Source organism: Acinetobacter sp. YH12126 (assembly GCF_013418745.1).
GTDB classification, from domain to species: domain Bacteria; phylum Pseudomonadota; class Gammaproteobacteria; order Pseudomonadales; family Moraxellaceae; genus Acinetobacter; species Acinetobacter amyesii.
On sequence record NZ_VPBM01000009.1, the window covers coordinates 118,751 to 140,103 of the forward strand.

17 protein-coding genes and 1 pseudogene are annotated in these 21,353 nt (G+C 41.8%); 9 read left to right on the plus strand and 9 right to left on the minus strand.

Annotated features, from left to right (window positions below):
* Positions 1 to 79: 79 nt before the first annotated feature.
* Positions 80 to 1,132 carry an outer membrane protein Omp38 gene (gene omp38, locus FTU62_RS08625; RefSeq protein WP_180102434.1) on the minus strand — a complete coding sequence of 351 codons (1,053 nt, stop codon included), beginning with the start codon at positions 1,130 to 1,132 and terminating at the stop codon, positions 80 to 82.
* A 378-nt stretch (positions 1,133 to 1,510) separates the two neighbouring features.
* On the opposite strand from omp38, the gene FTU62_RS08630 reads away from it, so the two are divergent.
* The 3 genes from FTU62_RS08630 (at position 1,511) to FTU62_RS08640 (ending at position 3,978) form a co-directional block, all read left to right on the plus strand.
* Positions 1,511 to 2,032 (plus strand): GspH/FimT family pseudopilin, encoded by a 522-nt coding sequence (locus FTU62_RS08630; RefSeq protein ID WP_180102435.1) that lies wholly within the window; start codon positions 1,511 to 1,513, stop codon positions 2,030 to 2,032.
* 113 nt (positions 2,033 to 2,145) lie between these two features.
* The gene (locus tag FTU62_RS08635; RefSeq protein ID WP_180102436.1) at positions 2,146 to 3,321 is read left to right on the plus strand and encodes a thiolase family protein; all 1,176 of its coding nucleotides are present in this window, start codon (positions 2,146 to 2,148) and stop codon (positions 3,319 to 3,321) included.
* A 207-nt stretch (positions 3,322 to 3,528) separates the two neighbouring features.
* Positions 3,529 to 3,978: a VOC family protein gene (locus FTU62_RS08640; protein WP_180102437.1), complete on the plus strand. Its 450-nt coding sequence runs from the start codon at positions 3,529 to 3,531 to the stop codon at positions 3,976 to 3,978.
* A 70-nt stretch (positions 3,979 to 4,048) separates the two neighbouring features.
* On the opposite strand, the gene FTU62_RS08645 is transcribed toward FTU62_RS08640, so the two are convergent.
* From FTU62_RS08645 to FTU62_RS08665, 5 genes are all read right to left on the minus strand, one after another.
* On the minus strand, positions 4,049 to 4,534 hold the full coding sequence (locus FTU62_RS08645; protein WP_180085417.1) for a DUF934 domain-containing protein: 486 nt from the start codon (positions 4,532 to 4,534) through the stop codon (positions 4,049 to 4,051).
* Positions 4,527 to 6,170 (minus strand): nitrite/sulfite reductase, encoded by a 1,644-nt coding sequence (locus FTU62_RS08650; protein ID WP_180102438.1) that lies wholly within the window; start codon positions 6,168 to 6,170, stop codon positions 4,527 to 4,529. The genes FTU62_RS08645 and FTU62_RS08650 overlap by 8 nt, the downstream gene beginning before the upstream one ends.
* A 265-nt stretch (positions 6,171 to 6,435) precedes the next feature.
* Positions 6,436 to 8,841 (minus strand): glucose/quinate/shikimate family membrane-bound PQQ-dependent dehydrogenase, encoded by a 2,406-nt coding sequence (locus tag FTU62_RS08655; protein ID WP_180102439.1) that lies wholly within the window; start codon positions 8,839 to 8,841, stop codon positions 6,436 to 6,438.
* 170 nt (positions 8,842 to 9,011) lie between these two features.
* Positions 9,012 to 10,250: a carbohydrate porin gene (locus FTU62_RS08660; RefSeq protein ID WP_257223146.1), complete on the minus strand. Its 1,239-nt coding sequence runs from the start codon at positions 10,248 to 10,250 to the stop codon at positions 9,012 to 9,014.
* Positions 10,251 to 10,466: 216 nt separating this feature from the next.
* Positions 10,467 to 11,588: a CaiB/BaiF CoA-transferase family protein gene (locus FTU62_RS08665; RefSeq protein ID WP_180102441.1), complete on the minus strand. Its 1,122-nt coding sequence runs from the start codon at positions 11,586 to 11,588 to the stop codon at positions 10,467 to 10,469.
* Between the two features lie 210 nt (positions 11,589 to 11,798).
* Between FTU62_RS08665 and FTU62_RS08670 the strand changes: the two genes are divergently transcribed.
* Entirely contained in the window at positions 11,799 to 12,809 is a 1,011-nt protein-coding gene (locus FTU62_RS08670; RefSeq protein WP_180005120.1) for an AraC family transcriptional regulator, read from the plus strand.
* Positions 12,810 to 12,859: 50 nt separating this feature from the next.
* Here the strand turns inward: FTU62_RS08670 and FTU62_RS17415 are convergent, their stop codons facing one another.
* The gene (locus FTU62_RS17415) at positions 12,860 to 13,324 is read right to left on the minus strand and encodes a hypothetical protein (RefSeq protein ID WP_257223137.1); all 465 of its coding nucleotides are present in this window, start codon (positions 13,322 to 13,324) and stop codon (positions 12,860 to 12,862) included.
* A gap of 12 nt (positions 13,325 to 13,336) precedes the next feature.
* Here FTU62_RS17415 and FTU62_RS08680 point away from each other — a divergent pair, with 12 nt between their 5' ends.
* The 3 genes from FTU62_RS08680 to FTU62_RS08690 all read left to right on the plus strand — a co-directional run bounded on the left by FTU62_RS08680 (position 13,337) and on the right by FTU62_RS08690 (position 17,208).
* Complete coding sequence (locus tag FTU62_RS08680) at positions 13,337 to 14,542, plus strand: acetyl-CoA C-acetyltransferase (RefSeq protein ID WP_180102442.1); 1,206 nt, start codon at positions 13,337 to 13,339, stop codon at positions 14,540 to 14,542.
* A 10-nt stretch (positions 14,543 to 14,552) separates the two neighbouring features.
* Positions 14,553 to 16,685, plus strand: coding sequence for a 3-hydroxyacyl-CoA dehydrogenase NAD-binding domain-containing protein (locus FTU62_RS08685; RefSeq protein ID WP_180102443.1), 2,133 nt, complete (start codon positions 14,553 to 14,555; stop codon positions 16,683 to 16,685).
* Between the two features lie 184 nt (positions 16,686 to 16,869).
* Positions 16,870 to 17,208 carry a hypothetical protein gene (locus FTU62_RS08690; RefSeq protein ID WP_078194261.1) on the plus strand — a complete coding sequence of 113 codons (339 nt, stop codon included), beginning with the start codon at positions 16,870 to 16,872 and terminating at the stop codon, positions 17,206 to 17,208.
* A 78-nt stretch (positions 17,209 to 17,286) separates the two neighbouring features.
* Here the strand turns inward: FTU62_RS08690 and FTU62_RS08695 are convergent, their stop codons facing one another.
* Together FTU62_RS08695 and FTU62_RS08700 are read right to left on the minus strand one after the other, a co-directional pair.
* Positions 17,287 to 17,712, minus strand: a complete 426-nt coding sequence (locus FTU62_RS08695; protein WP_257223138.1) for a GNAT family N-acetyltransferase — start codon at positions 17,710 to 17,712, stop codon at positions 17,287 to 17,289.
* A gap of 11 nt (positions 17,713 to 17,723) precedes the next feature.
* Positions 17,724 to 18,947, minus strand: a pseudogene (locus FTU62_RS08700) (SAM-dependent methyltransferase).
* A gap of 107 nt (positions 18,948 to 19,054) precedes the next feature.
* On the opposite strand from FTU62_RS08700, the gene FTU62_RS08705 reads away from it, so the two are divergent.
* Together FTU62_RS08705 and FTU62_RS08710 are read left to right on the plus strand one after the other, a co-directional pair.
* Complete coding sequence (locus FTU62_RS08705) at positions 19,055 to 19,696, plus strand: hemolysin III family protein (protein ID WP_180011623.1); 642 nt, start codon at positions 19,055 to 19,057, stop codon at positions 19,694 to 19,696.
* A 145-nt stretch (positions 19,697 to 19,841) separates the two neighbouring features.
* On the plus strand, positions 19,842 to 21,155 hold the full coding sequence (locus FTU62_RS08710) for an MFS transporter (RefSeq protein ID WP_078194265.1): 1,314 nt from the start codon (positions 19,842 to 19,844) through the stop codon (positions 21,153 to 21,155).
* Positions 21,156 to 21,353: the final 198 nt, after the last annotated feature.

Consider the following 21,353-nt stretch of genomic DNA (forward strand, 5'->3'; position numbering starts at 1 on the left):
AAGTCTCTTTTTTAATTTTTTGACATAAAAAAAAGCGACTCAAAAGAGCCGCTTTTTTCTAACCGAAGTTAAACTCAAATTATTGAGCTTGACCAGGTTGAGCCACTACAGTACGGCTACCAGAAATCGTAGCGAATACGCGACGGTTCATAGCACGGCCTTCTTTAGTGTTATTGTCAGCGATCGGTTGATCCCACGCGAAACCTTGAGTAGATAAACGAGCTGGGTCAACGTTGTATTCGTTAACAAGTGAAGATTTAACAGAGTTAGCACGAGCTAGTGATAAACGTTCGTTTAGAGCACGTGGACCAGTGTTATCTGTGTGACCTTCGATGTTAGCTGTAGCATTAGGGTATTCACCTAATTTTTCAGCAACTTTAGCGATTTCAGGTTTGTATTGATCTTTGATGTTAGATTTGTTTGTATCAAAGAACACACGAAGTTCCATGTTAAGATCTTCAGTCAACTCTTGAGGAGCTGGAGCAACTGGAGCAACTGGAGTTACAGGAGCAACTTCAACTACAGGAGCAGCAGGTTTCAAGTGACCGCCAAGAACTACGTTAAGACCAGCTAAAGCTGTGTAGTTCCAGAAATCTTCATCGATGTTGTAAGTAGCACGAGCTTCAGTACGTAGAGATAAAGCATCGTTTAAGCGCCAGAAAGCACCTAGACCAGCGTTACCTAAAGTACCTTCTTCAGTAGTACCACGATCAGTACCGTTTACACCACGAGCAAGAGCTTCGTCAAATTTGTATTTATAGTGACCAGCACCTAACAATACATATGGCTTAACTTTGCTGTCATAGTTTTTAGTAATCAAATCAGAAGTAGCATAGAAGTTACCATTGATTTGAGTTTGTTTGTATTCGCCGTGATCAACGTCTACATCACCTTTAACTTGGTTATATTCAGCTTCGAAACCTAACCATGGAGTTAATTCAACACCAAGTGCTGCACCAACAAACAAGTCGTCTTGTAGCTCTGGACCTTCAGTAAGGTTGCCACGGCTGTTGTTGTGTTCAGAATCTTGGAAAGTGTAACCAAGCATTAATGGAGTAACAGTTACGCCTGCGTTTGCAGCTGCTAAAGGAGCAGCTACGAGCATTGCTAATGCAATACGACTCATTTTCATGGATTTATCCTCCAGAGATAACAATTGTTGTTCAAGCTCAAGCCGAAAAATTGGCTATCCTGAGATAGGCTTTCTTATACCCCAGTTTTTTTTTTAAGCTATTCACGCTGAATCATACAAACACTTTATTCTTTTTCCAAGTGCTTGATTAATCTAATCAAGTAAATTATTGACAAAATTACTTACAATTTCCGTTGTAATTCGGTAAATTTTTACTCAATTTTGAGCAGTGAATCGCCTATTGTCACTTGCTATTTTCATTTTAACAGCTTTATCTAAAATTGAGTAATAAAATTCTATACTCAAAATTAATATCGCCATTAAAAACACATATAACATTAGACATATAAAAATAATATTAAATTTTGGATTAAATCAATGCTTTACAATAAAGAAACCGGCTTTACGTTATTTGAACTTTTGGTCTCAATTGCGATTATGGTCATTATCGTGACGATAGCTTTACCACATTTCAACAATTTAATGGCGCAGCGAGAAGCGAATAACATCAAATTGACTATTCAGAATCACAATGCATTCGCACGGGCTCAGGCCACTATTTATCATTCCAATATTGTGATTTGTCCTAGTCTTAACTTTAAACTTTGCCAACCTAACAACTGGAACAGTGGTCTGATCATATTTATTGACAGTAATAAAAACCGTCAAGTCGACGCAAATGAAAAAATATTGCTGCAAGATAAACTCAATTTAAAATATGGCGATCTGTCTTGGCGTGGGACTTTACACATTCCGAGCCTAACCTTTCAGGCTAGCTCCGGTTTACCCAATGGTTCAAATGGTAGTTTCTACTACTGTTCGAAATCAACGCTTCAACCGATCCGAGCAGTCTTAAGTCGAATGGGACATATCCGATTTGAAAACCCAATCAGTTGCTAATTTGAGAACCGGTGAGTCCAAAGCAGCCTTTTAAATTTGCTTTATTCCTGTTCAATTTTACTTATACTGCTGACGTATTCAAAAATTAATGTATAAGAAAATGGAGACATGTAATGACTGATATCGTCATCGTGAATGGTGCCCGTACAGCAATGGGTGGTTTTCAAGGGAGTTTAGCCGCTGTCACTGCACCAGAATTAGGCGCAGTTACGATTAAAGCAGCCATCGAACGCGCGGATATACAACCGACAGATGTTGAAGAAGTCATTATGGGCTGTGTGCTTCCGGCTGGTCTGAAACAAGGTCCTGCCCGTCAAGCGATGCGTAAAGCCGGTCTTCCAGATTCAACTGGTGCCGTAACCATCAACAAGCTGTGTGGTTCAGGTATGAAGGCCGTGATGCAAGCGGCAGATATGATTAAGGCAGGTTCGGCTCAAGTCGTGGTTGCAGGTGGTATGGAGTCAATGACCAATGCCCCTTATGTTTTGACCAAAGCACGAGCTGGCTACCGTATGGGCCACGGTGACGTTAAAGATCATATGTTCTTAGATGGTTTAGAAGATGCAGAAACGGGCCGACTCATGGGTTCTTTTGCGCAAGATATGGCAAATACAAAAGGCTATACACGTGAACAAATGGATGACTTCGCCATTCGCTCGCTTAAACGTGCTCAAACTGCAATTACTGAGGGTTATTTTGCTGACGAAATCGTGCCTGTCACTGTTTCGAGTCGTAAAGGCGATGTGATTATCGATAAAGATGAACAGCCTTTTAACGCCAATATCGAAAAAATTCCAACGCTGCGCCCTGCTTTTGCTAAAGATGGAACGATTACCGCTGCCAATGCCAGTTCTATTTCTGATGGCGCATCTGCTTTAGTTTTAACATCAGCAGATCAAGCTTCAGCAAAAGGTTTAAATCCGCTCGCAAAAATTGTGGCTTATGCATCAAATTCACAGCATCCTTCAGAATTTACTATTGCACCTGTAGGCGCAATTCAAAAAGTTCTAGATAAATCGGGTTGGAATGTTGCTGATGTCGATTTATGGGAAATTAATGAAGCTTTTGCCATGGTCACGATGTGCCCTATTGATGAATTTAAATTAGATGCTGAAAAAGTAAATATCAACGGGGGTGCTTGTGCGCTTGGACATCCTGTTGGTTCAACAGGTTCACGCATTATCTTAACGCTGATCCATGCATTAAAACGTACAGGCGGTAAACGTGGTATTGCAGCGCTGTGTATTGGCGGTGGTGAAGCGACTGCTGTGGCGATTGAATTGCTTTAATCCTCTGCTGACTCCCTTCACAAAGGGCGATTTAGAGGGAATATTCTTTAATCCTCCCCTAACCCCTCCTTTAATAAAGGAGGGAGACTGAAAATCCCTCTGTAAGAGGGATTTTTTATGCTTACATTTTAGACATAAATTGTTCACATACAGGTCAGCAAAGGCTCTTAAAATAAATGTCGACATAATAAAAAATGGATGACCATTATGCAGCTCAATCACTACTTGAATTTTCAAGGCAATACCGAGGCAGCGTTTAATTTTTATCGTTCTGTATTTGGTGGAGAGTTCCTCAATGTAATGCGTTATGGTGATATGCCTGCTGAGGATGGCATTTCACTGTCTGATGCAGAACAGCAAAAAATTATGCATATTTCCCTACCGATCAATGAATTTACCGTGCTGATGGCCTCTGATGTCAGCGAACAATTTTGTGCACAAACTAACCAACCCTTTACAGTAGGCAGTAATCATTATATTTCGATTAATTTAGAAAGTAGTGAACAAGCTGAAGCTAAACGACTGTTTGATGCATTGTCCAAAGGCGGCTCTATAGAAATGCCTCTCGAAAAGACCTTTTGGGGTGCGCTGTATGGCGCATTTACCGATCAGTTCGGTATTAAATGGATGGTCAATTGCCAGCTTGAAAACGAATAATCACTCATTAAAAGTATTTCGATCTATAAAAAAGCCTCCGAATGGAGGCTTTTTTTATAGATCAAGGCACTTAAGCACCAGTTTGATAATGCGCTTGCGGCACTGCAGTTGAAGCTTGATATGGATTGGTAAAATCACCTAAGCCAGCAGCAGCTTCCGCAATATCTTTACCTTCTTTCACTACAAAAGTATCGAAACCTGAACGCTTCATGTAGTTCAACACATCTTTGAATACATCACCTGTTGCACGTAGCTCGCCTTGAAAACCTTGGCGACGTAACAACGCAGCAAATGAATAACCACGACCATCGTTAAAGCCTGCAAACTCGATAAAGATTGCATCTAACTGGTCAAGCGGGAATTCATTGGTTTCAGGTGAAGCATCAACCGTTACGAAAAGTGCTTTTTTACCAGTTACATTCGCAAGTTGATCTAACTGCTCAACTGTTAAAACCACGTCACCTTGTGGCAACACACCATCTTCACCAATGACTTGGTAAGTATTGTCTGCAATCGAGCCATCTTTAGAGAGGACTTGTAGTGCTGTATTAAGCATATGCACGCTCCTTAAATGGTTGAATGCCAACACGGCGGTAAGTATCAATAAACTCTTCGCCTTCTGCACGAAGGTCTAGATAAGTATTTAAGATTTCTTCAATGATGTCTGGTACAACTTCGGCTGCAAATGATGGGCCTAAGATGTCACCAATTGATGCATCATGGTCGGCATTACCACCCAAAGTGATTTGATAGAACTCAGCACCCTTTTTATCTACACCTAAAATACCGATATTACCGACATGGTGGTGACCACACGCATTCATACAACCAGAGATGTTCAGATCCAATTTACCTAAATTGTAAATGGTATCTAAGTCATCAAAACGACGTGTAATGGCTTCAGAAATTGGAATCGATTTCGCATTTGCTAATGAACAGAAATCACCACCTGGGCAGCAAATGATATCGGTTAAGAACCCAATATGCGCACGTGCAAGATTGTGTTGATCAAGGATTTTCCATAGATCAAACAAATCTTTTTGCGGTACATCCACAAGCGCAATGTTTTGCTCATGTGTGGTACGGAACTCACCAAAGGTATATTTGTCAGCCAAGTCAGCAATCAGGTTCATTTCTTCAACAGTCATATCGCCCGGTGCAATACCCGCACGTTTCAAAGAAATCGTAACGATGCGGTAACCTTTGACTTTATGTGCATTGGTGTTGATGTTGAACCATTGTTTAAATTTCGGCTCTGCGGCAAATTGCTCTGCGAAATCTTCATCCGCATAATCTTGGTAATCAAATGGTGTGAAGTTCTCATCCATTTTCGCCAAGGTATCAGCATCGATTTTTAACGTTTTGATGGTATGTGCAAATTCAGCTTCAACTTTCTCTGCAAATACTTCTGGTGTTAATGCTTTCACCAAAATTTTGATACGCGCTTTATATTTGTTATCACGACGACCGTGTAAGTTGTATACACGAAGTACCGCTTCTAAATAAGCAATCAAATCTTCACGTGGCAAGAAGTCACGAATAAAGCTACCAATCACTGGGGTACGGCCTAAACCACCACCAACTTTGATTTTATAGCCAATCTTGCCTGCTTCATTTTTCACGATATACACACCGATATCATGGAAAGACGTTGCCGCACGATCAGTTTCTTCCAGTGCTGAAACTGCAATTTTGAACTTACGTGGCAAGAAAGCGAATTCTGGGTGGAAAGTTGACCATTGACGAATCAATTCACACGTTGGGCGTGGGTCAGCAATTTCACCCGCAACCACACCTGCATATTGGTCAGTGGTTGTGTTACGAATACAGTTACCCGAAGTTTGAATCGCATGCATTTGAACAGATGCGAGCTCTTGTAACATATCAGGCACATTTTCTAGTGCAGGCCAGTTAAACTGAATGTTTTGACGAGTAGATACGTGCGCATAACCACGGTCATAGTCCTGAGCCAATGACGCAATTTTACGTAATTGTTTAGAATTCATCAGGCCATAAGGTACTGCAATACGTAGCATCGGTGCATAACGTTGTACATAAAGGCCGTTTTGAAGACGCAGTGGACGGTATTCATCTTCCGTCAATTTACCTGCTAAATAACGTTCCGTTTGATCACGGAACTGTGCAACACGTTCATTAACCAGTTGCTGGTCAAAATCAGTATATAAATACATGGCGTACAGCTAGTAATTTCTATTATAACAATGCACAGCATAACGAGATTTTATCTATCAAGAAAATGCGTTTTTTACATATTTAATAGCGATTTTATTGATAAGACTGTCGCAATTTCACTGATATAGCGGATTTCAGTCCTTTACTTTTTATTTATTAATATATTGAATTATTTTTCTATTACTTAGCATAAATTTACATAAAGAATTTAAGCCAATAAAAAGCCCGATAAATCGGGCTTTTTATTTAGCGATGTAAAATCACTTATTTTTTATCTGGTAACGCATACGCAACAAGGTAATCACCAAGTTTTGTACCAAATGAACCATGACCACCAGCCATGATCACAACATATTGTTTACCATTTGCTTCATAAGTCATTGGAGTCGCTTGACCACCTGCTGGTAGACGACTTTCCCACAAAGTATCACCATTCGTTACATTGATTGCACGGATATAGTTATCTTGTGTTGCGCCTACAAACATGACATTACCAGCAGTCGAGATTGATCCACCAAGACCCGGTACACCAATTTTCACAGCAGGTAATTGGAACAATTTCGGTAAACTGTCACGAATTGTACCTATACGTTTTTTCCAGATCACTTCATGTGTATTTAAATCTACACCGGCAGTAAAGCCCCATGAAGGTTGTTTACAAGGTAAGCCAAGTGGTGACAAGAAGGCTTTGATTTCCACACCATAAGGTACGCCATACATCGGTTGCACGCCTTGTTCAGTACCCGCACCTTTCGCAGTTTGTTCACGGTTTGGATCGGTAGGAATCAACTTAGTGACAAATGGCAAGCCAATTGGATTCATCACAGCAACTTGACGGTCTTGGTTCACCGACATACCACCCCATTCGAATACCCCAAGGTTACCAGGGAATACCAATGTGCCATTTTCAGAAGGTGGTGTATAAATACCGTCGTAGTTTAATGATTTGAAATACACACGACACATCAACTGGTCAAACATAGTGGCACCCCACATTTGTTTATCAGTCAATTTATCTTTTGGTGCTAAATCAAAATCAGAGAACGGTTGAGTTGCAGAATAATGCTCACCTTTAGTTTGTGGACCACGTTTTACAGTTTGTGGAACCGCTTTTTCGGTGATTGGCACAATCGCTTTACCAGTACGACGGTCAAGGACGAATGCATTACCTGTTTTGGTTAAGACATAGATCGCAGGAACAATATTACCTGATTTATCTTTGATATCTGCCAATGAAGGTTGTGATGGTACATCCATATCCCACAAATCATGATGTGTGGTTTGGAAGTTCCAGATCAATTTACCAGTCGATGCATTTAATGCCAACATTGAGTTTGCATAGCGTTCATCTAAAGGCGTACGGTGACCACCAAAAATGTCTGGTGTGCCTACACCTGTTGGCACATAAACGATGTCAAGTTTTTCGTCATATGCCAAAGGTGCCCATGCATTCGGTGAGGCTACAGAGTATTTTTGACCTTCGCCTGGCATGGCATTTGGATCTTCCGCCCCTGTATCAAAGATCCACAATAATTCACCGGTATTGACATCATAACCACGGATGACACCAGATGGCTCTTTAGTCGAGAAGTTATCGGTAGTTGAACCGCCAATCACAATGGTTGTGCCAGTAACCACTGGAGGTGAAGTTGGGATATAACCGCCCGGATACGGATAAGGCATATCTTTTTGTAGATCGACTTCGCCGTTATGACCAAAATCACTACATGCTTTACCTGTGTCAGCATTGACTGCAACCAAACGACCATCATTTACAGGCAAGATCACTTTGCGCGGACATTCAGTAGAAGTCGAGCGTTTGTTCTCTAAGCTTTTTGCAAACTGAGTGGTATTTGCAGCGTCAAAATAAGACACACCACGACATGTTAAATGTTGATAGGTATTGTCCGCTTTAAGTTTTGGATCGAATGCCCATTTTTGTTTACCTGTCGCAGGATCAAGTGCAATTAAACGTTGGTGAGTTGTACACATAAACATGTCATTGCCGACTTTAATCGGAGTGACTTGGTTTGTGGTTTCACCTGAGTCATTTTCTGTTGGTAACTCACCTGTACGGAAAGTCCATGCTACTTCTAAATCTTTAACGTTGTCGCTATTGATTTGGGTGAGTGGAGAATAACGTACACCACCTTGTGTACGACCATAGGCAGGCCAATCTTCAGGAGCAATACCCTCAATCGCTTTGGCTGTTTGAGGTTGTGCATTTTTAATTTCACCGTGAATTTCTTGCGGATCATTAAAAATTGAATAGATCATCACGATAATCGCAATCACCAGTGTGCCTGATAATGTAATTTTCGCAGTTTTGCCATTTTCCATACCGCGTGTCACGGCAGGAATCAGTAACCAAAGGCCCAATAAGCCTAAAATATCAAAACGCGGTGCAAGTGCCCAAAAGTCAGAACCTGCCTCCCAAAGTCCCCAAATCACTGTACCCAGCATCAACGCTGCATAAATGTATAAAGAACTGTTTTGAATTTTTCTTAAGTATATTGCTGAAGCCAGCATTAACAGGCCGGCGATAATGTAGTACCAAGAACCGCCAAGGACTGCCAGCCAGATACCACCAATCAATAGAACTAAGGCGAAAATTGCCATCACAACGACGGTAAATGTTCGCATCCCAGTTCCAGTAGATGGGTTGCTCATGTTGACCACCTCTATTGTCGAATGTTGTATTTGGTGCGTGAAACACATTCAACACACCACCGTTTTTATGTCGCAAAGAGAAGTTGTTACAAAAACAATTCAAGGGAAAATATCGTAATTTTTCTCAGAATTACCGAATTGCTTTTATAAGAACTCTAATTTGACATCAATTAAAATGCTGTTTGAAATTTGATACCGCCGACCCACGCATTCTCACCATTTTTGTAAGCACCGACGTGACGGATATATTGAATATTTGGACGAATAGTCAGCCAGTTTGCTGCATGAATACCGTAGTAAATTTCTGCGTCATACTCTTCACTTTGTAGACCGCGTGCATCAACGCTGTTATTGGCAATATTGGCATCATTCACATCATCATTAATGCTGATACGACCTAAGCCTATCGCGATTTCATCTTGAAGACGTGCATCAAATGCGCCTTTGTAGACCAAGCCAATGTTTTGCATATCACTCACATTGTTGGTGTCTGAGTCATGCACAGTCACATTCACAAAACCGCTTAAGCCACGTGAGGCATCGTCTTTGTGTGCTGTCAGTTGTTGTTTCGCCACAATCCAACCACCTTGATGGTGATCTTTTTCATTTACTGGGCTATCAATGACATCGGCATCAGCGGTACTGTAGTAGTAACCTGCACGGTATTCACCCGGTAGCTTTTGTGTCCCCACTTTTGGAGTCCACACCACTTCAGCAGGAATAATCGCACCTTTAGAACCATCAGTACTCAAGTTCCAACCTTTACCACGTTTTAGATTTTCAGGGTTGTATTCATAAACCCCGACTTGTGCGTAGAGTTCAGGCTGAATGTTATATTTCACGCGAGCAGCCCATTGGCTGACTGGCCAGTTGTACCATTGGTCACCGACCCAGTTACCCACTTGTGAACCACAAAGTGCTAAGTTTTGAAAGTCACAGTCAAAGCTGTTGAAATCTTCACCTTCACCAAAACGACCGACTTTAATATCTAATTTTTGGTCTAAGAATTTTTTCTTGATCCAAAAATCAGTCAAACGCCAAGTTTGACCACGACCCCACACTTCTTGTGTTGCACTTAAATGACCGTTTAATACATCTGAAGTTTGAGACAATGAACGGCCATTACGTTCAGTGATATTGATTTGCGCTTCGGTATCTTTCCAACCCGCAATTTTTTCTAAATCGAGATGTGCCCCGATCGCGAATTGGTCCGCATATTCAGTGCCATGACCAGAAGCATGCTTTGCATCTAACAAAGTGGCTAATTCGCCACCATAACTAAAACTAAAATCGTAACCTTTCTGTTGAAGCGCTGTTCGTTGACCGTTCCAATCACCGAACATCCATGGGCTTTCAGAACTGAAAGCATCTGCAGTAGTTGCCGCTTGGGTTGCTGAACCCGCAAGCATTATTCCGAGGCTAAGATATAAAGATCCAAGTTTACTCACAGCTATTTTCATTTGGAGACCTATATACCAATTATGTTAATAGTTCATATAATACTCTCACATTTGTATAATTTATTTATTTTTTTGTTAACAACTCTCAATATTTACATAGATGTTTATCTAATTAAGAGATTTTAAAGGTTTTATTGTTTAACTTATCACCTTTTTTTATACCATTCATAACCAATTATCCGCACCTAAAGTTTTACCCACATGGGTATAAATCAATGCTGATCTAGAAAATTTAATCGGACATGCCAGTTGAGTTTGTGTCATTGTGTCGCCTTCTTGTAGCGGAACTTCAACACACCAATGCCGCTCTTGGGCCAATTGTGAATTTAGAGCTTCGTCCAAACTTAAAACTGGTTCCACACAGACATCTTGAGAGGCAAAAATCTTTTTCCACTCAGCCCATGTTTTGGTTAGTATTTTTCGGGCAATTGCATGCTTAATTTCAGTCTGGTCTTGCGGATCAAATGACATGCCTTGCGTCGCTAAAGCGGGTAAATCTAGAATTTGCGCCAATCCATGTAAAAACTGTGGCTCCAAACCACCTATAGACAGATAGCGACCATCTTGGGTTCGATAATAGTCATAGAAACTTCCGCCATTCAGATGCGCCGTCTCTGCCGCGGTTACCGCATTGGCAGCCAATACGCCAGCTGCAGCCATATTGTTCAATGCGACAGCGCAATCGGTCATGGAAATATCAATATATTGTCCTAAACCGCTACGGTAACGCTCAATCACCGCAGCTAAGATGCCAGTAATCGCATGCATTGATCCGCCTGCGACATCGGCGATTTGAATCCCCATTGGTGGCGGGCCACTGTCTTGGCGTCCGCTATGACCTGAAATGCCCGATAAAGCCAAGTAATTGATGTCATGCCCTGCACGGTCTTTGTAATGTCCGGTTTGACCATAACCCGTAATCGAGCAATAAATAAGTCGCGGATTAATTTCGGCCAAAACTACATAATCCAAACCCAAGCGTTGCATGACACCTGGACGAAATTGTTCTACCACAATATCAAAATCTGAAATTTTGGCTTTGATCAATTCAATACTTTTCGGATCTTTTAAATCTAATGCGATGGATTGTTTATTGCGATTTAAATAACTATGCGCTGTGGCTTGCCCATTGGCATAAGGTGGCATCAAACGAACTAGATCGGGACGCGTCGGTGACTCAATATGCACAACTTCCGCACCCATGTCAGCCAAATACAAGGTCGCAAATGGCCCTGGGAGTAATGTCGAAAAGTCGAGTACTTTCAATCCTTTTAAAGCAGCTTCCATGGATATTTTTCTCTAATTGTGTAGATTTTTTATCCATGGTAGAAATATAAAATGATTAAAACAATGTCATGTTCAGCCATTTACCTTGATAGTTTCGGCAATTTACCATGTAAAAATGGCAAAACCGCTGTTGTAAATTGCCATGATTTCTTTTTTTAGCGTCATTTAGGTCAAACATTTGTGAACATTAAAGAGACTGAAGGATTAAACATGAGTCGTGATACGATCAGTATCCATTTCGTCAACGCAGCCTTAACTGGTGTGAGACGTCTCGGCATGGATGTCGAAACTTTACTGTCTCATGTTGGCATTGAGGCTGAACTTCTACGCCAACCCAAAGCGCGTATTTCACCTGAACAATACACACGTTTTATTAAAATGTTGTGGATGGTGACTCAAGACGAACATGTCGGTTTTGATATTCAACCGCGCCGCTTGGGTACTTTTGCCATTATGTGCCAATTGATTATTCATGCAAAAACCCTCGGTGATGCACTCGAATTGTCTTCGCAGTTCTACAAACTGTTTGGTGATGAATGGTCGGTGACACTAGAACGTGATAAGCACGAAGCACGTTTAGTTCCTCAAATTCCGAAATCTATGGACCCAGACCATTTCATTACAGAAAGTATGCTGATGATTTGGCATGGTCTCGCTTCTTGGTTGATTGAACGTCGTCTGCCTTTAGAGCGTGTTCACTTCGGTTATGAACGTCCTGAACATGCTGACGAATATGATGCCTTGTTTTTTGCACCTGTCATGCAGTTTGATACACCACGAACTGAAATTACATTTGCAGCGGATTATTTAGATTTACCCATTCGTCAAAACGAAGAAACGCTTGAAGAATTCTTAAAAGCGGCTCCTGCACAGTTATTGGTTAAATTTAAAAATACCAATTCATTAACATCTCGTATCCGTGATGTGCTGAAGAGTCAAATTGGCGAAGAAATGCCAACCTTGAACGATGTTGCTTCAATGCTGTATCTATCGCCGCAAACACTACGTCGTCGTTTAGCCGCTGAAGGTAAGAGCTACCAAGGTGTGAAAGATGCCTTACGTCGTGATGCTGCAATTCACTTATTGCTTAATCCAGACTTAACGCTTGAAGATGTTGCACAGCAAGTCGGTTTTAGTGAAACCAGTACTTTCCACCGTGCCTTTAAAAAGTGGACCGGTGTAACACCAGGCCTATATCGCCAATTACATGGTTATCATTAAGCAATATTCAAAAATAGCATTCTCTAAAACCTGATCTCGATCAGGTTTTTTTATTTCGGAAAATCTGCACGTTGTTTTTGACAAAGCAATGGATCGACGGGCGTGATCACGCGTTTGCCATCCTGTATCCGATACATTTCTGCCTTGGTCACATGATCATTTCGATCATACTCACAGGCTAAACCGCCCGTCCCCTCATCTGAGGGATGAATGCGATAGATCATATAAATATAAAAACCGATCATGCATACAAAACCTAAGCAGCCTACTAGTACTAGCCAAGCCAGACCTTTCAACACTCGCTTCACATTTTTATGCATAAGCTGATCTTCAATTTGTACTGAATCGATAGCAACTGATCTTAGCCGATCCTCGCTTTCAATATGCAGGTTGATTTTTATCTTATTCAGCAGCAAGCGTTGACCAAAAATATCAAACGACTCACCCGTTCTCATCATTGCACTGGCTTGATTAATCCGTACACTCAAAAAAACCAATAAAAATTTATAGATCATAGGGACAGGATTATGAGCGAGGCTTACATCATTGATGCCATTCGCACACCGCGCGGCAAAGGAAAAAAAGACGGTTCACTACATGCCGTTAAACCGATTAGCCTACTGACCGGTTTATTGAACGAATTACAAAACCGACATCAATTTGACACCGCTGCAGTTGACGACATTGTACTGGGCTGTGTAACCCCCATTGGTGACCAAGGCGCAGACATTGCCAAAACCGCAGCGATTGCAGCTGGTTGGGATAATGATGTGGCAGGCGTTCAAATCAACCGTTTTTGTGCATCAGGTTTAGAAGCTGTGAATATGGCTGCACAAAAGGTGCGTTCTGGCTGGGAAGATCTGGTGGTTGCAGGCGGTGTAGAGTCGATGTCTCGTGTGCCGATGGGCAGTGACGGCGGCCCTTGGGCGCTCGACCCTGAAACCAATATGGCTTGTGATTTTATACCACAAGGCATTGGGGCAGATTTAATTGCCACCATTGACGGTTATAGCCGAGCAGATGTGGATGCCTTTGCAGCCAACTCTCAGCAAAAAGCCGCAGCAGCCCAAGCCAAGGGTTATTTTGACCAATCTGTCGTTCCTGTTAAAGACAAAGCAGGCGTGACAGTTTTAGCCAAAGATGAATTTATTAAACCAACGACCACAGCAGAAGGCTTAGGCAAACTCAACCCAAGTTTTGCCATGATGGGTCAAATGGGCTTTGATGCCATCGCCTTACAAAAATATCCTGAAGTGGGTGCGGTCAACCATGTACACCATGCAGGCAACTCATCGGGCATCGTAGATGGTGCTGCCGTGGTGTTGCTTGCCTCTGAAAAAGCAGTCAAAGAACAAGGTTTAAAACCACGCGCCAAAGTGCTGGCAACAGCATTGGTAGGTGCTGATCCGACCATTATGCTGACTGGCCCTGCACCTGCTGCACGTAAAGCCTTAGCCAAAGCTGGCCTAACAATTGATGATATTGACCTATTTGAAGTGAATGAAGCTTTTGCAGCTGTGGTGATGCGTTTTATCACCGAACTCAAGGTGGACCCTGCCAAAGTCAATGTGAATGGCGGCGCAATTGCATTAGGACATCCGCTAGGTGCAACAGGTGCCATGATTTTAGGCACACTGATGGATGAACTGGAACGCCAAGGTAAAAAACGCGGTTTAGCGACTTTGTGCGTAGGCGGCGGTATGGGCATCGCAACGATTATTGAGTTGGTATAAGGAGACTAAAATGAGTGCAATTCAATTTGAAAAAAATGCCGACAATATCGTCATTTTAACTTTAGATTCTCCAAACCAATCTGCCAACACCATGAATGCAGACTTCCGCACGGCACTGGCTGAAACGGTAGACAAACTGCAAGCAGATGAAAATATTGCAGGGATTATTTTTCGTTCCGCAAAAAAAACCTTCTTTGCCGGCGGCGACTTAGACGAACTGATTCAAGCTACACCTGAGCATGCGACAGAATTCTTCAATATGACTGAAGAGATGAAAGCCAAACTGCGTTATATCGAAACCCGTGGCATTCCTGTTGTAGCAGCCTTAAATGGTACAGCGCTTGGCGGTGGCTGGGAGTTAGCTCTTGGCTGTCATTATCGAATCGCCCTTAATGATGCTAAAGCGAAATTTGGCTTACCTGAAGTAACCTTAGGTTTACTGCCGGGTGGTGGCGGTATTGTTCGTATGGTACGTTTATTGGGTCTGCAAAATGCATTTCCACTCTTAATGGAAGGCAAGCAAATTGGTGTCGAAAAAGCCAAATCATTGGGGCTGATTCAAGATACTGTAGATAGCCTTGAAGACCTGATGGACAAAGCCATTGCGTGGGTGAAAGCCAATCCAAAATCACAGCAGCCCTTTGATATAAAAGGCTATAAAATTCCGGGCGGTACGCCATCGACTCCTGCTGTGGCGCAAATGCTCGCCATTGCCCCCGCTATGCTACGTGACAAAACCAAGGGCTGTTACCCTGCGCCTGAAGCCATTATGTCGGCTGCTGTTGAAGGCGCTCAGGTGGATGTCGATACGGCGCTCACGATTGAATCACGTTACTTTACTTACCTTGCAACCGGTCAAATTTCTAAAAATATGATCGGCACCTTTTGGCATGGTCTAAATGCTATTAAGTCTGGTGCAAGCCGTCCAAAAGACGTCGCGAAATGGCAAGCCACCAAAGTTGGTATTTTAGGCGCAGGCATGATGGGTGCAGGCATCGCTTATGCCACAGCATCAAAAGGCATTGCAGTTGTACTTAAAGATATCTCTGTAGAAGCTGCTGAAAAAGGCAAAGCCTATAGCCAAAAACTGCTGGATAAAAAAGTAACTCAAGGCCGTTTAAGTGCAGAAAAACGTGATCAAGTCTTAGGCCTGATACATGCCACTGCAGATGCTGCCGACCTACAAGGCTGCGACTTGATCATTGAAGCTGTATTTGAAAATGTCGAATTGAAAGCCAAAGTGACTCAAGAAGCAGAAAGTTACTTGGCAGCCAATGGCGTAATGGCATCCAATACTTCAACCTTGCCAATTTCAGGCTTAGCCAATGCATCTCAAGATCAAGCTAAATTTATCGGTCTGCATTTCTTTAGTCCTGTCGACAAAATGCAATTGGTCGAAATTATTAAAGGTAAAAACACATCAGCAGACACTTTGGCTAAAGCCTTTGACTTTGTGCAGCAAATTGGCAAAACGCCAATTGTGGTGAATGACAGCCGCGGCTTCTTTACCAGCCGTGTCTTTGGAACCTTTGTGCAAGAAGGTTTACGTCTATTGGCTGAAGGCGTACACCCTGCCCGCATTGAAATGGCAGCGCTAAAAGCCGGCATGCCTGTAGGCCCATTGGCGATTCAAGATGAAGTGTCTTTAACACTCTCTGAGCATGTTGCGGCCGAGACACGTAAAGCCTTGCAAGCCGAAGGCAAAGACCTACCACGTTCAGGTGCGGATGAGGTGATTCAGACAATGATTCATGAGTTCGGACGTAAAGGTAAAGCTGCCGGCGCAGGTTTTTATGAATATCCTGAAGGCGGTAAAAAGCACCTCTGGGATGGCTTGAGCAAATGGCAGAATGATAATGCTATTTCTGAACAGGAAATGATAGACCGCTTCCTGTTTGTACAGTCACTTGATACCTTACGCTGCCTAGAAGAAGGTGTTTTGCAGTCGACAGTTGATGGTAATGTCGGTTCAATCTTCGGGATTGGTTTTGCCCCTTGGACAGGTGGTGCACTTCAATTTTTAAATCAATATGGTTTGGAAAAAGCGTTACTTCGTGCCAATACACTAGAAGCAAAATATGGCGAACGCTTCAAAGCACCGCAATTGCTGAAAGACAAAGTGGCGAAAGCTGAGCAGATTTAATTATTCATTTTGAGCATGCAAATTTTGCTGTTCAATCACATCAAAAGGAGCTTCGGCTCCTTTTTATTTTCCTTCTCAGTCGCGTATTTGCAAACAAGCCTAGAATTTACGCGAACTCTCATCAGTTTTATGTTATAAAGTAACAAGTTTTTTGATTTCTTTTTATCCGATTGAGTAGCTTGTTATGACTGATCATACTTCTCCTGAAAAATCACCATGGGGCTGGAAAGCACTGATTATCTTCTGTATTTTAGGTGCGCTATTCATGGGTATTTTCTGGCTTGCTGTGACCAATGAACCAGACTATATGCCGAGCCAACAGAAAAAAGACAATACTCAACAGCATGCATTTAAAAATGCCCCTGTGATGTCAGAAGAAGCCTTGAAAAAGGCGCAAGCTGATCAAGCAGCTCGTGAAGCTTCTGCGCCGACTGCAGCAGATATGCAGATGACTGAAGAACAACATGCACATATGGATGACATGAGCCCTGAACCTACTGCATCGAATGATCATGGCCACTAAGCTTTGACCCAATCTATGCAAAAAAAACGCTTAAAATATTAAGCGTTTTTTTATTTATAAACTTCGAATTTTAGGTATTTAAGCTAAGGTCATATACATATCTTGATGCGGAATATCACAATCTAAATATTCATCACCTTCAACAGCAAAACCCAACGCTGCATAAAAAGGGATAGCATGCACTTGTGAAGATAGTTTTAAATATTCACGTTGCTCTAATTTCGCTTGTTCGATAATGGCTTGCATCAAGATTTTACCAATACCCTGACCGCGATAGGCCTTTAAAACAGCAACACGACCTATACTGTTATTTTTCAACAAACGTGCAGTTGCAATAGCTTTCATCCCATCATGAACAATAAAATGCAGTGAAATCGCATCTTCTGCATCCCATTCATCTTCGGGCGATATCTGCTGTTCTAAAATAAAGACCTGTTCACGTATCGGCCGAGCTGCAGATGCCAGTTGCTCCCACGGACCAAATTGAATATTTAACTGCTGCATCCCTTCATCCTTTAGCATTTACAGCCAATATCTTGCTGGTCCCATTGATCATTCAACAATAATTCTAACGAATGCTTTTGAATGCCATACATGTCTTTTAAAGCTTGGATCTGCGCCAATACCGCTTGATCAGGTTCGACATAGTCTGCACGTTTGGTTGCCAAGATCATTTTATTTTTACTGGTATGTTCAAGTGCCACAAATTCAAAGACTTTGGTTTCATAACCATATGCTTTCAATAAAAGTGCACGAATCGTGTCAGTAAGCATCTCTGCTTGCTGGCCTGCATGAATACCAAATTGCAACATCGGTGCAAGTACTTGCGGCGCTTTCAATTGCGGACGCAGTTCTTTATGACAACACGGCGCACACATGATCATTTGCGCATTTAATCGAATACCGGTATGAATCGCAAAGTCCGTTGCCACATCACAGGCGTGCAGCGCAATCATGACATCTAAGCGCTCAGGCGCATAGGTACGAACATCGCCTTGGAAAAAATCCAGTTGGCTGAAATTCGACTGCTGAGCAACGCTTTGGCAAAATTCCACCATTTTTGGATTCAGCTCAACCCCAGTCACTTTAGGCACTTGCTGGTGTTTTGCTAAATAATCATATAATGCAAAAGTTAGATATCCCTTGCCTGAACCAAAATCTACAACATGTAGAGATTGATCAGTCTCTTTAATCTGACTTAAAGCGCCTGAAAAAATTTCTACAAATTTATTAATTTGTTTCCATTTACGCGCCATGCTCGGAATAATTTGTGCTTTGGCATCCGTAATACCGAGTGGCTGTAAGAAATAACTGTCTTGATCGACATAGCGATGTTTTGCTCGATCATGCCCTTGCTGCTCCGTAGGATTTTTCCCTAAAGCAGGCTGCTTTTTGCTAATGCTTAGCATGGCTTTCTTTTTATTTTTCTTAAGCTGAATTTCTTCATCTAAGGTCATCAGGTTGGCTTGCTTACAACAGCTCAATAAACTTTCGACTTGTTGATACGCAGATGCAATTGGATAATTTTTGGTGATGTCTTGGGTTTTATAACGATATAAACAGCTAAGAAATGACTCACCTTGCAGCGAAATGACTCGTAAGGTCATTTTTTCTAATTGGTCTAATTCACCTTTATACTAACTCAAGATCATGCGATCAAAACGCTGTGTTTCAATGGCTTGCTGAAAGGCTGCTAAAAATTGCTGCTCTTGCGTAGAGGGAGAAGCCAATGATGACATAATATAAACCTAGATAAATTTGCAAAACAATTTTAAATCTTCTTACACCAAAAGCAAAATTGAATTACTATACACTTGTATATTTAAATTATTATAAAAGATACGTTATGAATGCTCCCCATCTTTTAGCTTATGACCCAGCTGAAGAAAGACTGAATTTCTATACCCATGCTTTCGGTGCAGCGTTGTCTGCCATCGCAGGTATCCTACTGATTTTAAAAGGATCATATCTTCCAACTGGACAATGGCTTGCACTTTGGGTGTATGCATTCAGTATGCTGTTATTGTTTTCAGCCTCGAGTCTATATCACTTCGCAGAATCTCCTGAGCGCCGTGGTTGGTACAAAAAACTCGACCATACCGCAATCTATTATTTGATTGCAGGTACTTACACCCCATTTCTGGCAATCGCATTGCCTACCGCAAAAGCGCATTATTTACTCATTGCACTGTGGGTCATTGCTGCAATTGGAACACTATTCAAATTAATTTTCATTCATCGTTTTCAAAAGATTTCGTTGATTGCTTATTTGGTGATGGGATGGCTTGCAGTACTGGTAATGGATGATATGCAACGCTTTTTATCTGATCAAGCTTTAACCTACCTGATCATTGGCGGGCTATCTTATACAATCGGTGCATTGTTTTATGCCTTAAAAAAGGTAAGATATACACACGCTATCTGGCATATTTTTGTATTGATAGGTGCAGGATCACATTTCCTGTCGATTTATCTATACGTGATATAACCCACTGACACTGCATTCTTTAGTGACCCTAATTCCGCAGTTCGTAAGTTGGTATTTCGTATTTTTTTAAGAAATTACGCCTTTTTTAAAAAGATTACGCTTTTAAAACTAAGTTCAATTATTTTTAGTAAGTGTAAGGTCCACCATGGCGTCTTCAAGTGCTGCTGCCACTGAACAGCAACCAACAAATTCAAAATTCCGCGTACTTACAGCAAGTCTTGTAGGTACCACAATCGAATTCTTCGATTTCTACATCTATGCAACTGCGGCTGTAATTATCTTCCCGCATCTGTTCTTCCCTGCAAGTACAGATCCAACAACCGCAACGATTCAATCTCTAGCAACGTTTGCGATTGCCTTTATTGCTCGCCCGATTGGTGCAACATTCTTTGGCCATTTAGGTGACCGTATCGGTCGTAAAGCCACATTAGTTGCCGCTCTCCTCACGATGGGGATTTCTACAGTATGTATCGGCTTGCTTCCAACCTATGCTCAAATTGGTATCGCTGCTCCGCTCATGCTTGCACTTTGTCGCTTAGGTCAAGGTCTGGGTTTAGGTGGTGAATGGTCAGGTGCCGTGCTGCTTGCAACTGAAAATGCGCCAGAAGGCAAACGTGCTTGGTATGGTATGTTCCCTCAATTGGGCGCGCCAATCGGCTTTATTCTTGCAACAGGCTCATTCTTGACCTTAGGTCACTTCATGTCTGAAGCTGAGTTTATGCAATGGGGTTGGCGTATTCCATTCATTGCAAGTGCGCTATTGGTTATTGTCGGTCTGTGGATTCGTTTAAAATTACATGAAACACCAGCGTTCCAAAAAGTATTGGATAAGCAAAAAGAAGTAAATATTCCGTTCAAAGAAGTGATCACTAAGCACTGGGGGATGTTAATTCTCGGTACGATTGCCGCGATTTGTACATTTGTAGTGTTCTACTTAACCACAGTATTCGCTTTACAATGGGGTACAACCCAGCTTGGTTACACACGTGAAGAATTTTTAAAACTTCAACTGGTTGCCACACTTTGTTTCGCTGCCTTCATTCCACTTTCTGCTGTATTTGCTGAAAAATTTGGTCGTAAAACGACTTCGATTGCGGTATGTGTTGTATCTGCATTGTTTGGCTTAGTCTTCTCAAGCATGCTTGAGTCTGGCAGTACTGCGATGGTGTTCTTATTCCTATGTATCGGTCTTGCGATCATGGGTTTAACCTATGGTCCAATTGGTACGGTATTGTCTGAAATCTTCCCAACGTCTGTACGTTACACAGGTTCAGCTTTAACCTTTAACATGGCTGGTATTTTTGGTGCATCTTTCGCGCCATTGATCGCAACTAAACTTGCAACTGGCTATGGTTTATATGCAGTAGGTTACTACCTAACTGCGGCATCAATCCTTTCATTGATCGCGTTCTTAATGATTCGCGAAACTAAAAATGATGATGTGAATAATCAGGTTTAATCTGCACATAATAAAAAAGCCAGCACATATTGCTGGCTTTTTTATGTCTCAAATGGAGTCAATGAACTGATGAATACTCTGTAGTTGACAGCATTTTGATGTAATTCATGAAAGCAACTTAGATCCAACTAAGCAATACACCTTATCTGTTCCAAGACACGGTCATTCACTTAATTTCAAACAGCAAATGAATGGCAC

Coding starts and splice junctions, on each gene's coding strand:
- FTU62_RS08660 (WP_257223146.1), bottom strand. CDS start 10,250: ATGCTTGCGGGTTCAGCAACCCAAGCGGCAACTACTGCAGATGCTTTC.
- FTU62_RS08645 (WP_180085417.1), bottom strand. CDS start 4,534: ATGCTTAATACAGCACTACAAGTCCTCTCTAAAGATGGCTCGATTGCA.
- FTU62_RS08695 (WP_257223138.1), bottom strand. CDS start 17,712: ATGCAGCAGTTAAATATTCAATTTGGTCCGTGGGAGCAACTGGCATCT.
- FTU62_RS08680 (WP_180102442.1), top strand. CDS start 13,337: ATGAGCGAGGCTTACATCATTGATGCCATTCGCACACCGCGCGGCAAA.
- FTU62_RS08650 (WP_180102438.1), bottom strand. CDS start 6,170: ATGTATTTATATACTGATTTTGACCAGCAACTGGTTAATGAACGTGTT.
- FTU62_RS08685 (WP_180102443.1), top strand. CDS start 14,553: ATGAGTGCAATTCAATTTGAAAAAAATGCCGACAATATCGTCATTTTA.
- FTU62_RS08655 (WP_180102439.1), bottom strand. CDS start 8,841: ATGAGCAACCCATCTACTGGAACTGGGATGCGAACATTTACCGTCGTT.
- FTU62_RS08635 (WP_180102436.1), top strand. CDS start 2,146: ATGACTGATATCGTCATCGTGAATGGTGCCCGTACAGCAATGGGTGGT.
- FTU62_RS08665 (WP_180102441.1), bottom strand. CDS start 11,588: ATGGAAGCTGCTTTAAAAGGATTGAAAGTACTCGACTTTTCGACATTA.
- FTU62_RS08690 (WP_078194261.1), top strand. CDS start 16,870: ATGACTGATCATACTTCTCCTGAAAAATCACCATGGGGCTGGAAAGCA.
- omp38 (WP_180102434.1), bottom strand. CDS start 1,132: ATGAAAATGAGTCGTATTGCATTAGCAATGCTCGTAGCTGCTCCTTTA.
- FTU62_RS08670 (WP_180005120.1), top strand. CDS start 11,799: ATGAGTCGTGATACGATCAGTATCCATTTCGTCAACGCAGCCTTAACT.
- FTU62_RS08640 (WP_180102437.1), top strand. CDS start 3,529: ATGCAGCTCAATCACTACTTGAATTTTCAAGGCAATACCGAGGCAGCG.
- FTU62_RS17415 (WP_257223137.1), bottom strand. CDS start 13,324: ATGATCTATAAATTTTTATTGGTTTTTTTGAGTGTACGGATTAATCAA.
- FTU62_RS08705 (WP_180011623.1), top strand. CDS start 19,055: ATGAATGCTCCCCATCTTTTAGCTTATGACCCAGCTGAAGAAAGACTG.
- FTU62_RS08630 (WP_180102435.1), top strand. CDS start 1,511: ATGCTTTACAATAAAGAAACCGGCTTTACGTTATTTGAACTTTTGGTC.
- FTU62_RS08710 (WP_078194265.1), top strand. CDS start 19,842: ATGGCGTCTTCAAGTGCTGCTGCCACTGAACAGCAACCAACAAATTCA.